We start from the raw sequence: 15,627 nt of genomic DNA, 5'->3' as shown, positions 1-15,627 counted from the left end.
GCGAGGGATCCCGTCAACCGGCTAAATCCCTCGCTCACGCGTCGGGTTACCATAAAAGCGCTGGCTTCAAAACTCGCGTGTCGGGTTGGGATTCGATCGCAGCTTCAGATTCTGTGGCAGACGTTCACGCTAGAATCGAGCTTGTCGCTGGGTCAGGTACTCGGTCAGCGCGGTGTCGAAGGGCATGCTGGTGTCTAGGGGGACGTAGTCGATTTGCAGTCGGTTGCATCCATCACGATAGGCGTCGCGGAATTCATTCAGGGCGCTTAGGTAATCCTCGCGGAAACCGGTCGCATCGACCGATACCGATTGGCCGCTTTCCGAGTCGGTGAACTGCACCGGACCCTCATAAGGGAATTCGACTTCCGCGGCGTCGAGAACATGGAACACAATCACGTCGTTGCCACCGTGCTTGATCCGTGCGAGCGCCGAGATGACTTCGTCGATTTGTTGCTGCCAGCTTTTTTCACCGTCTTCGTTGGGCCACAGGTCGCTGAACAGCATCACCAACGAGTGTTGTTTGAGCATTGCGGCGACTTGTGTCAGCGATGCCGGCAGGTCAGTGGCACCGGTGGGCTGCAGCTTGGACAACTGTGCCATCACATCGCCCAAGTGACCGCGGCGGGAACGAGCCGGCAGCGCCGCATGTAGTTTTTCGTCAAAAGTGATCAACCCCACGGGGTCTTGCTGCATGATCATCAAGTACGTCAGCGCGGCCGCCAGGCAGGTCACGTACTCGAATTTGGTCATGGACTGGCTTTCGGTGAACCCCATCGATGACGACAGGTCGATCACCAGGTAGCCGACCAAGTTGGTTTCTGATTCGAACCGCTTGACGAAGTACTTGTCGGTTTTGGCATACACCAACCAGTCGATCAAACGCGGGTCATCGCCACGGTTGTAGCGGCGGTGTTCACTGAACTGGACGGAGAAACCTTGGAAGGGGCTGCTGTGCAATCCTTGCAAAAATCCACGGACCACCATTCGAGCGCGCAAGTCCAGCCGCTTGATTTGCTGGAGTGCTTGAGGTGACAGCAGCGGCGCGCTCATTTGGCCAGTTTTTGTGGTTGTGGCGGTTTGATATCGTCCAATAACCGCGCGACCAATGCGTCCCCATCCATGCCTTCGGCCTGGGCTTGGAAATTGGTGCCGATACGATGCCGCAGCACCGGCATGGCGATACGGCGGACGTCATTGACATCCACGCTGAAGCGGCCTTCCATTGCCGCCATCGCTTTGGCACCGGCGATCAAATTTTGGCCGGCGCGGGGGCCGGCACCAAAATCAACCAGCTCGCGAATGTAGGTCGGCGCGGATTCGTCCGAGGGTCGGGTCGCGCGAACGATCGCAGCGACATACTTGATGACAAACGGATTGACCGCCACGCTGGTGACCAGTTGCTGGACGTTCAAAATGGCGCGCCCTGACAAGACTTTATTGACCGTCGCGGTATCACCACGTGTGGTGGTCGTCAAAATCTGTTCTTCTTCGGCGGCCGATGGGTAGTCCAGCTTGATGTTGAACATGAACCGGTCCAACTGAGCTTCGGGCAAGGGGTAGGTCCCCTCCTGTTCGATCGGGTTTTGGGTGGCGATCGTAAAGAACGGTTTGGGCAGGGTGAACGTTTCTCGACCGACGGTGACCTGTCGTTCCTGCATCGCTTCCAACAGGGCCGCTTGGGTTTTCGGCGGGGTCCGGTTGATCTCGTCGGCCAGCAGCACGTTGGTGAAAATCGGGCCTTCGACAAACCGAAAACTCCGCTTGCCGTGTTCGTCTTCCTCTAACACTTGCGTGCCGGTGATGTCCGACGGCATCAAGTCGGGGGTGAACTGAATTCGTTTGAAGGAGACATCCAAGATGCTGGCCAGCGTGCTGACGATCAGTGTCTTTGCCAGCCCCGGCACGCCTTCGAGCAAGCAGTGCCCACGGGTGTAGATCGCTGCCAACAATTGCTCGATGGTTTCATCTTGGCCGACGATCACTTTGGCCAGTTCGGAGCGAATCGTTGTTTGATGGTCGGCAAACTCGCGCAGGACGTCGCCCAAGTTGCGGCCGGGCTGGCCACTGGGTTGGCCGGCTGGCGGTCCAGAGGGAGGTCCAGTTGGCGGCGGTGGTGGAGGCGTCGATTCGCTCACGTCGGACGGTCGCTTGTTACTTGGGAAGGAGTGATCGGCGGTGGTGCCGGTGGCTGTGCGACCAGTGTAAGATGCAAGGACGTGTTTCTGGAAAGGGGGATCACCAATTGTTTCGCTGTATCACGCTGCTTTTGATCGTCGCGATCGTATTCTCGGCAACTTTGTCACCGGCACGGGCTGATGTCGATGCTGCGGCGGTCAACCGTGCGATCGATCGCGGGATTACCTATCTTCGCAAATCGCAAACGGATCGCGGTGGCTGGGACGAATATTCAGGTCATTCTTGTGGATTGTCGTCACTGTGCACGCTGGCGTTACTCAATGCCGGTGTTTCGCGTGATGACCCGGCGATCAACAACGCGATGAAGTATTTGCGTGCGACCGTACCGGACGATACCTATTCAATTTCGTTGCAGACCCTGGTGTATTGCCAGTATGGATCGGCCAACGACCTGCCGCGAATCCGCAACAATGTTGCTCAACTGACCCAATCCCAGCGCGATTCCGGCGTCTGGGGTTACGGCGGGAAACGCCAGTCCAGCGGTGACCAATCGAATTCACAATTCGCTTTGCTGGCGCTCGGTGCGGCCCAAGACCGTGGCGTTCAAGTGGAGCCCCAGGTGTTTGAGCGTGCCATCGATTATTGGCACAAGAAACAACACGCCGGCGGTGGCTGGGGGTACGGTGCCAGCGCCCCCACGGGCAGTATGACCTGTGCGGGAATCGCTTCACTGATCATCGCCAACGGACGATTGGGCAATTCCAGTTCCTCGGTGCAAGGTGGCCAGATCAGCTGTTGTGGCGGTGACGACGGCCAGGATGACCCGGTCGAGCGAGGACTGGCGTGGCTGGGCAATCGATTCAGTGTGGAAAACAACCCGGGCGGCAACGCGGGCACGTTTTTCTACTACTTGTACGCCATCGAAAGGACCGGTCGACTGTCGGGGCGACGCTTCTTTGGCGGTCATGATTGGTACCGCGAAGGCGCCGAGAAACTGATCGCATTGCAAGACGGATTTCAGGGCTATTGGTCAACCGGTGACTGGGAAATCCCCACCGTTGGGACTTCGTTTGCTTTGTTGTTTTTGTCCAAGGGCAAACGTCAGGTGGTGATCGGCCAACTGCAACACGCAGCCGATCAACCCCAGCAATGGCAGCCCCACCCGGATTCGCTGCGACAATTGGTTCGCCACATCGAACGTGCTTGGGGACGTGATCTGACCTGGCAAACGGTGCAGTTGGATAACGCCGGTGTGTCCGATCTGTTGCAAACCCCGGTGCTGGTGATCAGTGGGAAAGAAACCCTCGAGATCGATGCGGCAAAAACGGCGCTGCTAAAAGACTATGTCGATCAGGGCGGCACGATCCTGTTCGATTCCAGCGGCGATAACGGCTGTGGCAGCCCCGCGGAATTTCGCGCCAGCGTGAGTCAGTTGTGCACCCAATGGTACCCCGACGCCCCCTTGGAACGTTTGCCGGAAACGCATCCGGTGTGGAGCGCTGAGCGAAAGGTGGAGATCGATGCGATGCCCAATGGATTTTGGGTCTATGGGGTTCAAGCTTGTTGTCGCACCGCAGTGTTTTACGTGCCGCAAACGTTGACCTGTCGCTGGGAGTTGGGCGATCGGCTGTTCCAGCGCGGTGACGCAGATGATCCGGTGCGACGACAAATCGATCATTCCATCCGGATCGGACAAAACATCATTGCCTATGCGACCGGGCGCGAATTGAAAGACAAACTGGACAACCAGCTGGTGTTGCACGCCGATTCGATTGACACGACCGAACGTGGCACGACACGAATCGCCCAATTGAATTTAGGAGCCGGTGGCGAAGACGCACGGCGGGCGCTACCCAATGTGTCAACGATCATTCGCAACCAGACCCAAGTTCCGATCAGCGTGCCCTTGAATCCGGTTGGATTTGACGACCAGTCGCTGGCTGAGGTCTCGGTGTTGTGGGTGCATGGTCGCCGCGAGTTTCAGTTGACCAACGATCAGCGCGCCGGGCTGCGACGGTTTATTGATCGTGGCGGAGTGATTTTGGGCACCGCAATTTGCGGTGACGAAGCGTTCGCCAAATCATTTCGAAACCAAATTGCGATGGTGTTAGGAGAGAGCAAGCTGCAAGCGATGCCCGCCGGCCACCCGATGCTCAGCCCGCTGTATCACGGCTACGACCTTCGCAGCGTGTCCATTCGACGAATCAACCGCAACGGCCGCGGGCAACAGGTCCAACGGCAAACCTCGCCACCGCTGCTGGAATATGCCGAAGTCGATGGGGTGGTGGCGGTTGTGTTTTCACCCCTGGATTTAAGCTGTGCGCTGGAAAGCCAAAACTCGGTCCAGTGCCCCGGCTATGGAACCGAAGACGCAGCCAAGATCGTCACCAACGTGGTGCAGATGGCGCTCAATCAATAAACGAGCGCGGACCGCCAGCTACAGCGACGGAATTCGAACGTCTTTTGAAGCCAGCGGTTTTATTGCAATCCGACGCGTCAGCGAGGGATTTAGCCGGTTGACGGGATCCCTCGCTGACGCTTCGGGTTACCAAAAACCGACGCCCGCGCGAAAACGCTGGCTTCAACGGCGCTGGTGTGGAGGATTTATCCGACTCGGGTGAGGGTTTTCTGCAAAGAATAAATCCGGTCGGATAAATCCTCCACACCAACTTGCGACTGGCTAACACAATCAACAGGCCGGTCAGCGAGGGATTTAGCCGGTTGACGGGATCCCTCGCTGACGCTTCGGGTTACCAAAAACCGACGCCCGCGCGAAAGCGCTGGCTTCAACGGCGCTGGTGTGGAGGATTTATCCGACCCGGGTGAGGGTTTTCTGCAAAGAATAAATCCAGTCGGATAAATCCTCCACACCAACTTGCGACTGGCTAACACAATCAACAGCCCGGTCAGCGAGGGATTTAGCCGGTTGACGGGATCCCTCGCTGACGCTTCGGGTTACCAAAAACCGACGCCCGCGCGAAAGCACTGGCTTCAAAACTCATCCTGGCGGGCGCTCTAGTCGGGAAATATTTCCATGACTTCTTTCGCCCACTGCTCCCAACCCTCGGCGGCGGCTTCGAAATCGACTTTCATCCAGCGCACCGGATAGGACGGCATGACGCGTGGCTTGTAGTCACTGTGCCGACTGACCGGCAGTTGGCTGCTGTCCCCCATCGCCAACCGGTCTTCGGTTTTGGCCGAAACCAAATAGTCAGCGAGTGCCTCGGCTGCCACCGGGTGTGGTGCGGCTTTCAAGACGGCGATGGTATTGGGAATTCGTAGGGTGCCCGGTTGATCGGGCTGTTGATCGGGAAACACAATCGCGACGTTGCGCAATCGATCTCGTTCGATGATCGCGTCATCGGTGTCGGTCAGTCCCCACGCCAGTTCACCGGCTGCGACTGCCAATGCGACTTGCTTATTGCCGGACAAGACCACCGCGTTTTGCTGGATCTGTTTCAAGAGTTCCAATGTTTCATCATGCCCGTCATTGGCCCGCAGCACTGCAAAATGGGTCGCCGTGGTACCGAACAGTGGGCGTGCGAGGGCGCAATTGTCTTTCCATTGGGGATCCGCTAGATCGCGAACACTGGTGGGATAGTCGTCTTTGGATTTGATTTTTTCCGTGTTGACCAACAGCACACGTCCACGCGCCGCAAACCCGCACCAGGAACCGTCACTGGCAATCATGTCGGTTGGCCAGCCGGCTGCGACCGACCAGCGGCGCGGTTTCAATAGTCCCAATTTCTGCAGACGAACGGTGTGCATGATTTCGTTGTTCCAAAACAGATCGCAGACCGGTGAGTTCTGTTCGGCGATGATCTGGTTGACCAGTCCGACCGTCTTGGTCGATTCGACGTCAAACTTGGCCACCACACCGGTTTCGTGATCGACACCGCGTTCGTAGGCTGCGAAGATCGGTGCGGCAAATTGTTCATCCAACGCAGAGTAGACGACCACGTCGGATTCGGATTTTGGAACGCAGCCAGCGGCGACCAGCAGCAACAACACAAAGCCGATTCCCCTGCATCGTCGATCGCGTCGGGGATGGTTAAACTGGTGAAATGATTCAGACATTGGAGTATCAATCGAGTGGCAGACGCCTCGGTCACAACAACGAATCCTCGTTGCCGGTGGCCGCGGGCAAAATGGTTTGGATTAATTTCTGTCGGCTAGTACAGCTCTCGGTCAGTTTAGCAGTGATGCTTGGGTTCGGCACCGCAACCGCCCAGGATCCGGTTGACGCTTCGCCAGGGAATCCCGCGATTCAATCGAGCGCGGCGCTGCGGGTGGTGCGTGGCAAACACGTGGTGTTAACGTCCGATTCGGGCACCCAGGAATCGTTGAACGAATTGGTGATCGCGTTTGATGCCGCGGTCGTTCAATGGGAACGATTCTTTGATTTGCCGCCTGGAAAGTTGGACGATTGGTCGATCGACGCCTATTTGATGACGGATCGCCAGCGATTTCACGATGCCGGTCTGCTTCCGGACGACCTGGAATTTATCTTCGGGTATGCGGTCGGCCGAAAGGTCTGGTTGATGCGTCAACCGAGCGACTATTACACGCGTCATCTGCTGCTGCACGAAGGCGTGCATGCATTGGCGGTGTTCTTGTACGGAGGAACGGGGCCGTCTTGGTTTGCCGAAGGCACCGCCGAAATGTTGTCCGTGCATCGCGGATTGGGATCCGATGTGATCGTCAATACAGTTCCCCTGTCGCGTGAATCGGTTCCCTATTGGGGGCGTTTTAAATTGATGACCCAACGTCGAATTGAACACCGATTGCCGGCGTTGGAAACTGTGTTGGATTACCCGCGTGATTTGAAGGGGGATGCGGAATCCTATGCCTGGAGTTGGGCGGCGATGATGTTGTTGACCGAATACCCGTCTTATCGCCCCACCATGATGCAGGCCGCGGCCGGCGGAAGCGATCGCAGCCCGACGTTCAGCATGGCGCTGCGGCACCAGTTGGATCCACAATGGCCGATCATCGAAGCGCGTTGGCGAATGTTGGTGAACACATTGGACTATGGATTCGATTGGTCGCGAGAGCGAATCGAACTGTCGATGAAAGACCGGCTGTGGAACGGCCAACCGATTCGCGCCGAGATTCAATCCGATCGTGGATGGCAGTCACTGGGCGGCCGATTTGCCAAAGGCATGCGAGTCAAGATTTCAGCCAGCGGACAATGTACATTGGATAATCGCACGGACAGCGGTCCGACGAAACCTTGGGTCAGTCAGCCGCCGGGGGTCACCATTCACTACGCAGGCGACCGACCGCTGGGGCAATTGATATTGTGTGTGCTGCCGAACGTCAGCGATGAACGGCAGGTGCTGCGGCCGCTGCAGATCGAAGCCGTTGATGCCGACATCGAAATCACATTCGACCAACACAGTTGGTTATTGTTTCGTATCAACGACGAATTGAATGGCATGGACAACAACCAAGGGCACTACACCGTGACGGTGACCCGCTAGACATTGCTTTAGAAGACCATCAGGATGACGCGTCGAAAACAGAAACCACCAGTCAAAACGGCTGGAAAGCCTGCCACCTCATGGCAGTTTGTGGGTGGATCCAGCGCAGCGGTCAAGCCGCGCGACCCGCAGGTGCTCAGCCGGCTTGCCGACGAAGTGTCTCGCCAAGCATATCCAGCGAGTCAACGCGACAGTTGGCGTCGTGAAATCCACGCGCAAATGTTGCTCACCAGTCGCAGCATTGACGGTCCGAATTTTCGCAAGGTCAGCCAGGACGACGTGTCGCGGATGGTGCGACTGTACGATGACCGATTCTTTGGGGGTCAAATCATTGCCGCGGCCGCTGCCGAAGGGCTGTCGTTTCAGTTGTCCTCTCGAATGACCAGTGTGGGCGGCAAGCTGGTCACGCAATACCCCGAAGGCAACTACAACGGGCGACGTAAGTTCGAATTGGTGCTCTCGAGCACATTGTTGTTCCAGACCTTCGAAGACGTCTCGCGGCCGATCGAGGTTGCCGGTTGTGTTTGTCGCGATCGGCTGGAAGCGATGCAGCGGATCACCGAACACGAATTCGTGCACCTGACCGAAATGCTGATTTGGAATGATGGGAATTGCAGCGAAGCCCGCTTTCAATCGATTGCCCGGCGGTACTTTGGGCACACCGATTACCAGCACAACCTGATCACCCAGCGAGAACGAGCGGCGGTGAAATTTAACATCCGAGTCGGCGACCACGTGGTGTTTCATCACGATGGGCATCGGCTGCAGGGCCGCGTCAATCGCATCACCCGCCGCGCGACCGTGCTGGTACAAAACCCTGCCGGTCAACCGTTTACCGATGGCAAATGCTACGTTCGCTACTACGTGCCACTCGAGAAATTGCAACGCGCATAACCGGGAGTGTCGCGAAGTTGGCAGCGTGACCAGATCGACGCGCGCGTTTTGAAGTTGCGCCTCTATCGCAACCTGACGCGTGAGTTATGAAGCCAGCGCGTTCTAACGCCCAGCGGGCGACACAATGACTGCCGGCGGCGTCAGTCGCCGGATACTGAAGGAGATGGACCCCATCGCCTCAGCGGGCGACACAATAATGCAACGCTTCGTGAAACTATGTGCCGCCCCTTCCTAGGAGTTGTCGCGGCGTAGATAGCCGGCGCTGGTTTGAAAATACTTGCGGCGGCGGGCCGTTGAATCAGTGGGCTGAGACGCCGATTGCAGGTCGGCCAGATTTGCCGCGCAGTAACGGCACTCGACGGTGTCCAGATGAAAACGGATGTAGTCGGCTTCTTCGTCCGGCAGTGTCTCGAGCACGTATTGCCCGAGTTGCTCGCGGGTGGGACAGGACAGTCGACTGCGGCGCCAGATTGCACCCAGGGTGTGCAAGCCGGCGGTTTCACGACCACGCACGGTGATCAATCGCTCTCTGAGGGCCGCGTCCTGGCGAAGCTGGGCTTCAAGTTCGGTGGAACGCTGATCGGACAGAGCTTCCTCTAAGAAAGCGATCAATTCGGCGTCGGTGAATTCCGTCATTGTGGTGATCGAGACAGACAGAGCGTGACGTTCTGTCCGCCAAAGCCAAAGCTATTGTTCAGGGCGTATTTGATTTCCGACGGGCGGGCTTCGTTGGGCACGTAGTCCAGGTCGCAGGCCGGATCCGGGTTTTCGTAGTTGATCGTTGGCGGCAGCACCGAGTCGCGCATCGCCAACAGGCAGACGATCATTTCGGTCGCGCCGGCAGCGGCGATCAGGTGTCCCATCATGCTTTTCGTGCTACTGACGGGAACCTTGGCAGCGTGCTGGCCAAAAACTTCGTGGCAGGCCAGCGATTCGACTTTGTCGTTGACCGTGGTGCTGGTGCCGTGCGCATTGACGTATTGGATGTCGGTCGGGTTTAACCCCGCGTCGGCGATGGCCATTCGCATCGCAGCGATGCCGCCATGTCCGTCCGGTGGGATGTCGGTGATACGATAGGCGTCGGCTGTGGTGCCATAGCCGGCGACTTCGCCATAGATCGTGGCGCCACGCTGGGTGGCTCGCTCGAGATCTTCCAAGATCACCATCGCAGAACCTTCGCCGAGGACGAAACCGTTTCGCAGTCGATCGAATGGTCGGCTGGCTTTGGTTGGTTCGTCATTGCTTTCGCTGAGTGCCGTCAGCAGGTTGAACCCGGTGACGCCAAACGGATGGATCATGCTGTGGGTGCCGCCGGCCAGCATCACGTCGGCGTCACCGCGACGGATCATCTCGGTGGCTTCGCCGACCGCTTGGCTGCTGGCCGCACAGGCGGTCAAGCAGTTCATGTTGGGGCCTTGGGCGTTGAACAGCGTGGCCAAGTGCGCCGCGGGCATGTTCGGTTCTTGTTCCAGTTCTTTGGCCGGATCGAGTAGTTCCAACCCTTTGGCAATGAATTTGGACGCGTTGTAGTCGCCGCCGGCGATCGCGGCGGTCATCATCGTGCTGAACGTGCTGAAGTCCTGATTGCCTTCGCCGCTGCCCAGGTAGACGCCGAATCGCACCGGATCGGTGATCGAATCGAGCACTCCGCTATCGTCGACCGCCTGTTGGGCGGCGCCGATTGCAAATTTGGTGTGTCGCCCTAACCGCGCGGTGCGTTCGGCCGATTCACCGCTGTGGGCCAGGTCCCAATTTTTGACTTCGGCACTGATTTTGGTGGGGAAACCACTGGCGTCAAACAGGGTGGTGTAAGCCACGCCACTTTTGCCCGCTTGCAGCCCGTCCCATACGGTGGCCGCGTCGTGGCCCATGGGGTTGATCATGCCGATCCCGGTGACGACGACTCGACGGCGTTGCATGCTGATGTACTCGAGGCAGAAGATGGGGAGAGGGGGGGCGTTGCCGAAGTGTGCTTTCCGCCGGCGCACTAGCGACGGAGGGTTCACGCAGCACCGATTGTTGTAGCGCGCGGCAACGCTTTGGTTACAGGTTTTCGTAGGTCGGGAATCGATTCCCGTTGGCGTCGACGGCCACCGAAAAGAAATTCATGATCTGTAGCATAACCTTCAGATCACCGGGTTCGAATAAGGGGCCATCGACCAAAAAGCCGTCTTCCAGGAAGGCGAACATCAAGTCGATCTCGGCTTGAAGTTCCCCTTCGCAGTGGCTTGTTGAGACGACCGTTCCGCCGTTGTCCTGCACTGCATCGAGACGAACGTCATAATGCAGCCGGTCACCGGTTTTCGCGGGCGCATAGAACTTGCCCTTGCCGACTTTGGCCAAGACCACGCGTTTGCGAAAATCGAAATGTTCGGCGATCAGGATTCCCCCCATCTGTGCCATCCCTTCGATGATCAGGGTTGGCGGCAGCACTGGGAATCCGGGACAGTAGTTGTCCACGACCTCTTCGTCCAAGCAGACATTCTTGATGCCTTTGGCATGCGAGCCGCTGACGAATTCGGTGAAACGATCGACCCAAAACCATCGCATCAGTCGTTGACCTTGCTTCCGACGTAGCGGCACAGGTCGCCGACGGTCAGCAGATTGCCAAAGTTCTGGACTTTGGGGTCAGCTTCGAAATCGCTCAGGTCGGCCCAAGGCATGCGTTTCTTCAGTTCCGCCAGGCCATCGGCGGTGACCACACCGTCTTGCACGTATTGGCTGTTGGTCAAAATGTCTTCCGGCGACAGTTCTTCGCGCGGAATCTGAATGTCGAACGCTTTTTCAAGCTTGAAAACGATGTCCAGGAAGTCGATCGATTCGGCACCCAAGTCGCCCACCAAGGTGGCATCCATTGTCACTTCGTCATCGTCAACACCCAGCGCGTCTTCGAGTGAGGATTGGACTTTGGAGAAAATTTCTTCTTCTGATAACGCCATCGCGTGGTTTCCCTAATCGTTTAGGTGGTTGAAGTGGCAGTGACAGGGACGTCACCAAATAACTCGTTGAATTGTTTTCGAGCACGCTCTTTCACGTCCTCGTCTATACCAGTACCGGCCGGCTCGTTGCTACCCGAACGCTCCAGGATCAGCCGTGCACTGACGGTCACCCGACCCTCTTTCTCGGCAATTGCTTTGACCGTGATCAGTCCGTCCTGTTCCTTGATCACCTCCGCAGTCACCTGCAACGTTTGCCCGGGTGAAAGAAAATCGCCAAATTTCACGTTCCGGACTTCACGCAGCAACACCAATGGCGACGCAAAGTCATCTCCCGTGCGGACCATCCAGATCGATGCTTGGTGCAATGCTTCTAGCATCATCACGCCCGGCATCACCGGAAATCGCGGGAAATGGTCTTTCAGGTGCTCCTCATCCGCCCGAAGAGTGCGTTCGGCAACCAACCGTTTGCCGGGCTCCAGGGTCACAATGCGGTCGAGTTGGCGATACTTCATATAACGGTGATGGCGGAACTCAAATTTACGAGACGGCTGAACAGATATCGGCAGCGGCAACGTCAACCCATTCGGAAAACTCGCTGTTTTCCGCAGCCACAAAATAGTGATCTGGAACCAACCACTCAACCACAGCACGGTCAAGATGCGTCCAAAGCCCAGGAATGCCTGCGTTGCGGGGCCTGCCGGGGCGATAAACGCTTTGCTTTCGGCGGGCGATTGGGACGGGCAATTAGGGCGGGAAAGACCGACCGGTACAGCTTACTCACTGGACTCGGGCGGGCGTGCATTGGATCGATGGCATCGATCCGATGGAGTGGATGAGGGGCGTATCGGGGACTTAGTGGGCCGCTGCGGGAGAGCGATGGTCGTTACAGCCCCCTTGCTGAATTTAAAAAGACTCCGAAAAGGATGTCCAAAATTGGCTTGAGCGGCTCTCTCCTGGTATCTTGGACCACCCGCCTGCATCGCCCACCTCACCAGCTGGCCCTGCCCCGATGCGATTTCCGCAAAAATTAACAACTCTCGCCGACAGAATTCTGTCAGCCAGAAGCGTCTGTCCGGGCGTTTCGGCCACTTTGCCAGTTGTCTGCCCACTGGGGCTGATGGTTGCCACCGCCATGGTTTTTGTCCTGGCCGGGACATCAGCGGCCTATGAACCCGATTCGGCGGAGTTCTTCGAACAACGTATTCGCCCGGTCTTGATCAAACATTGCTACCAATGTCACTCGGAAAAATCCGACGAAATCGGTGGATCATTGTGGCTGGATTCAGCCGACGCGATGCGCCATGGTGGTGACAGTGGCCCGGCGATCCAACCCGGTGACGCGGATCGGAGTGTTCTGATTTCAGCGATTCGATACGAGTCCAGCGAAATGCCGCCGGAGCAACCGCTGCCCCCACAGGTGGTGCAGGACTTTGTCAAATGGATCAATGCCGGAGCGGTCGATCCGAGAACCACTCGCCGCGAAACGGCCACGCATCCGAATGCGCCCGCCGAAATCGATCTGGACCAAGGCCGCCAGTTTTGGGCGTTCCAGCCGATCTCGGATTTTCGCGAGCAGTTGCCGGATTCGCAGCGATCGGCCATCGGTCCCAATGTGATCGATCACCAGATCAGTGACGCGTTGAATCAAGCCGCTCTCGCAGCCAATCCGATGGCGGCTGCGGAGACTCGCCTGCGCCGTTTGGCATACGACCTGACGGGATTGCCACCGGACGACGCGATCCGCAAACGTTGGATGGATCAACCCGACCGGTCGACTTGGAACCAAATCGTTGACCAGTTGCTGGAATCGCGCGGCTTTGCCCAGCACTGGGCGCGGCATTGGATGGACGTCGCTCGCTATGCCGACAGCAACGGCAGCGATTTCAATGCGACCTTTCACGACGCATGGCGATACCGCGACTACCTAATCGATTCGATCGACCAAGGGCGTTCACTGGATGAAATGATCCGCCAACAGGTTGCCGGCGATCTGCTGCCAGCTGATTCGGACCGGCAGCGGCACGACAACGTCGTGGCAACCACGTTCTTGATGCTGGGGCCCAAGATGTTGAGTGAGCGTGACAAGCCGAAATTGATTTTGGACGTCGTCGACGAACAGATCGATACCATTGGTCGCGCTTTCCTGGGGATGACGCTCGGCTGCGCACGCTGTCACGATCATAAATTTGATCCGATCCCGACCAGCGACTACTACGCGCTGGCGGGGATTTTTAAAAGCACGCAAACCTTAAACGGCGAATCCCAGAAATACGTCAGCACTTGGAATCGGACCGAGTTGCCGACGACCGCGGAACATCGTCAAGCGATCAAAGACCACCAGTCGAAATCCAGCGAATTAGAAAAACAGATCAAACAGGCCAAGTCGAACTTGGAAACCGTCAAACGCAGCGGACCACAGGGCGTCGTGGTCGATGACGTCGACGCCAAAAAAACCGGCCCGTGGGTCCAGTCGACGTACACGCCTGGCTTTATCGGCAGCGGGTACGTCCACGACAACAATTCTGGCGACGGCAAATCATCGATTGAATTTCGGACGCGACTGCCGGCCAGCGGTCTGTATGACCTGAGGTTGGCCTACAGTCATAACGCCAATCGAGCCCGCGCGGTGCCGGTGACTATTGAAACTGCCGACGGTGTGCAAACCCAGCAGCTCGATCAACGAAAGAAACCGGACGCGGTGCCCTGGAAGACGCTCGGTCGATTTGCGTTTTCCGATCAGCAAGACGCGGTAGTGACGCTTCAGAATAAAGGGTCCGAGGGCTATCTGATTGCCGATGCGGTTCAGTTTTTGGCAGTGGCGGATCAGGACCCGGCCAACCAGACAAAGGCTGACGAGCAGGCTGAAAAGGCGGCCAAATTGATCGCCGCGGCACAGAGCGAATTGGATCAGTTGAACAAACAACTGGAACAGCACAAACGCGACGCCCCGCCGCCGATTCCCCAGGCGATGTCGCCGCGTGATTTGCCCAGCGATCAAATCACCGACAGCCCGGTGCACATTCGCGGCGAAGTCAAGAATTTGGGTGACACCGTCCGCCGCGGGTTCTTGCAAGTCTGCAGTTCCGGTGACGCAGCGATCGCATCGCCGGTCGGTAGCGGCCGATTGCAATTGGCCGCGTGGCTGACGGATCCCGACAATCCGCTGGTGGCCCGAGTGATGGTCAATCGGGTTTGGATGCATCTAATGGGCGAAGGCATTGTTCGCACGGTCGATAATTTTGGACAACGCGGTGATCGGCCTTCGCATCCGCAATTGTTAGATGCTTTGGCGATCGATTTCATGCGTGACGGATGGCAGCTGAAACCTCTGGTCCGTCGCATCGTCTGCTCCCAGGCCTACAGCCGTTCGAGCACCCATCAGCCGCACGCGGCGATGACCGATCCAGAGAACCGTTTGTTGTGGCGAACGCACCGCAAACGGCTGAGCGCCGAATCGATTCGCGACACCATGCTGCTGGCCGCCGGCGAATTGACCTCGCAAGAGCCCATTGATCCGGTCGGCGACAAAGGCGTCCTGGTCACCAAGAATGTCGCCAGTACCCAAGCGGTTGCGGCAGGCATTGATCAACCGGTACGCAGTGTTTACCTGCCGGTGATTCGAGGCAATGTTTCATCGTTGATGATGGCGCTCGATGGTGCGGACCCGGATTTGTTAGTCGGCAAACGGCCGACCACCAACGTGCCGACACAGTCGTTGGTGTTGATCAACAGCGAGGATGTGAACCGCTGGGCCACGGCGACCGCCGACCGAATTCATCAATCCGAATCGGATTGGGTGGGGCAATTGAATGCCGTGTATCGCATCTGTTTGTCGCGCCAACCGACCGAGACGGAAGCGGAAATGATCGAAAATTATTTGGGGCGCTCAACTGAGGGAGCGGCCAAAGCGAACCCACAAGACTTGCGCGATCTGGTCGCAGCCATTTTTGCCGCCACAGAATTTCGAATGCTTGACTGAAGCCAAATGAGTTTTTGAAGTGGCATTTTTCATCCCAACCCGACGCGTGAGTTTTGCAGCCAGCGCTTTGATGGTAACCCGAATCGTGAGCGAGGGATTTAGGGTGTTAACGGGATCCCTCGCTCACGCGTCGGGTTAGGAAAACCCAATGCCTCACGCAACAACACAACAGTTCAGAACTGTTAGCCGACGCCGA

The 15,627-nt window shown here is 57.5% G+C and carries 12 protein-coding genes; 4 read left to right on the top strand and 8 right to left on the bottom strand.

Going from position 1 to position 15,627, the window contains the following annotated elements; all coding sequences use genetic code 11:
* Nucleotides 1-129: 129 nt before the first annotated feature.
* On the bottom strand, nt 130-1,050 hold the full coding sequence (locus tag NHH03_RS18355; protein WP_253158442.1) for a DUF58 domain-containing protein: 921 nt from the start codon (nt 1,048-1,050) through the stop codon (nt 130-132).
* Nucleotides 1,047-2,045 (bottom strand): AAA family ATPase, encoded by a 999-nt coding sequence (locus tag NHH03_RS18350; RefSeq protein ID WP_253158450.1) that lies wholly within the window; start codon nt 2,043-2,045, stop codon nt 1,047-1,049. Before NHH03_RS18350 ends, NHH03_RS18355 begins: the two co-directional genes overlap by 4 nt.
* Nucleotides 2,046-2,242: 197 nt before the next feature.
* Between NHH03_RS18350 and NHH03_RS18345 the strand changes: the two genes are divergently transcribed.
* The gene (locus NHH03_RS18345; protein WP_253158441.1) at nt 2,243-4,555 is read left to right on the top strand and encodes a DUF4159 domain-containing protein; all 2,313 of its coding nucleotides are present in this window, start codon (nt 2,243-2,245) and stop codon (nt 4,553-4,555) included.
* A gap of 596 nt (nt 4,556-5,151) precedes the next feature.
* Here the strand turns inward: NHH03_RS18345 and NHH03_RS18340 are convergent.
* Nucleotides 5,152-6,213 carry an extracellular solute-binding protein gene (locus NHH03_RS18340; protein ID WP_253158440.1) on the bottom strand — a complete coding sequence of 354 codons (1,062 nt, stop codon included), beginning with the start codon at nt 6,211-6,213 and terminating at the stop codon, nt 5,152-5,154.
* On the opposite strand from NHH03_RS18340, the gene NHH03_RS18335 reads away from it, so the two are divergent.
* Nucleotides 6,201-7,619 (top strand): hypothetical protein, encoded by a 1,419-nt coding sequence (locus NHH03_RS18335; RefSeq protein WP_253158439.1) that lies wholly within the window; start codon nt 6,201-6,203, stop codon nt 7,617-7,619. The two genes, NHH03_RS18340 and NHH03_RS18335, sit on opposite strands and share 13 nt — an antisense overlap.
* 24 nt (nt 7,620-7,643) lie before the next feature.
* Nucleotides 7,644-8,513 (top strand): hypothetical protein, encoded by an 870-nt coding sequence (locus NHH03_RS18330; protein WP_253158438.1) that lies wholly within the window; start codon nt 7,644-7,646, stop codon nt 8,511-8,513.
* Nucleotides 8,514-8,744: 231 nt separating this feature from the next.
* On the opposite strand, the gene NHH03_RS18325 is transcribed toward NHH03_RS18330, so the two are convergent.
* From NHH03_RS18325 to NHH03_RS18305, 5 genes are all read right to left on the bottom strand, one after another.
* Complete coding sequence (locus NHH03_RS18325; protein ID WP_253158437.1) at nt 8,745-9,149, bottom strand: hypothetical protein; 405 nt, start codon at nt 9,147-9,149, stop codon at nt 8,745-8,747.
* Nucleotides 9,146-10,432, bottom strand: a complete 1,287-nt coding sequence (locus NHH03_RS18320; RefSeq protein ID WP_253158436.1) for a beta-ketoacyl-[acyl-carrier-protein] synthase family protein — start codon at nt 10,430-10,432, stop codon at nt 9,146-9,148. The genes NHH03_RS18325 and NHH03_RS18320 overlap by 4 nt, the downstream gene beginning before the upstream one ends.
* Nucleotides 10,433-10,556: 124 nt before the next feature.
* Nucleotides 10,557-11,063, bottom strand: a complete 507-nt coding sequence (locus NHH03_RS18315) for a 3-hydroxyacyl-ACP dehydratase FabZ family protein (RefSeq protein ID WP_253158435.1) — start codon at nt 11,061-11,063, stop codon at nt 10,557-10,559.
* Nucleotides 11,063-11,452: an acyl carrier protein gene (locus NHH03_RS18310; protein WP_253158434.1), complete on the bottom strand. Its 390-nt coding sequence runs from the start codon at nt 11,450-11,452 to the stop codon at nt 11,063-11,065. Before NHH03_RS18310 ends, NHH03_RS18315 begins: the two co-directional genes overlap by 1 nt.
* A 20-nt stretch (nt 11,453-11,472) precedes the next feature.
* Nucleotides 11,473-11,964 carry a 3-hydroxyacyl-ACP dehydratase FabZ family protein gene (locus NHH03_RS18305; RefSeq protein ID WP_253158433.1) on the bottom strand — a complete coding sequence of 164 codons (492 nt, stop codon included), beginning with the start codon at nt 11,962-11,964 and terminating at the stop codon, nt 11,473-11,475.
* A 605-nt stretch (nt 11,965-12,569) separates the two neighbouring features.
* Between NHH03_RS18305 and NHH03_RS18300 the strand changes: the two genes are divergently transcribed.
* Nucleotides 12,570-15,431 (top strand): DUF1553 domain-containing protein, encoded by a 2,862-nt coding sequence (locus tag NHH03_RS18300; RefSeq protein WP_253158432.1) that lies wholly within the window; start codon nt 12,570-12,572, stop codon nt 15,429-15,431.
* The last annotated feature ends 196 nt before the right edge of the window (nt 15,432-15,627 follow it).

The organism is Stieleria tagensis (assembly GCF_024129865.1).
Lineage (GTDB): Bacteria > Planctomycetota > Planctomycetia > Pirellulales > Pirellulaceae > Stieleria > Stieleria tagensis.
The sequence above is the reverse complement of the archived record's forward strand: the minus strand, read 5'-3'. Positions and strand labels throughout refer to the sequence as shown.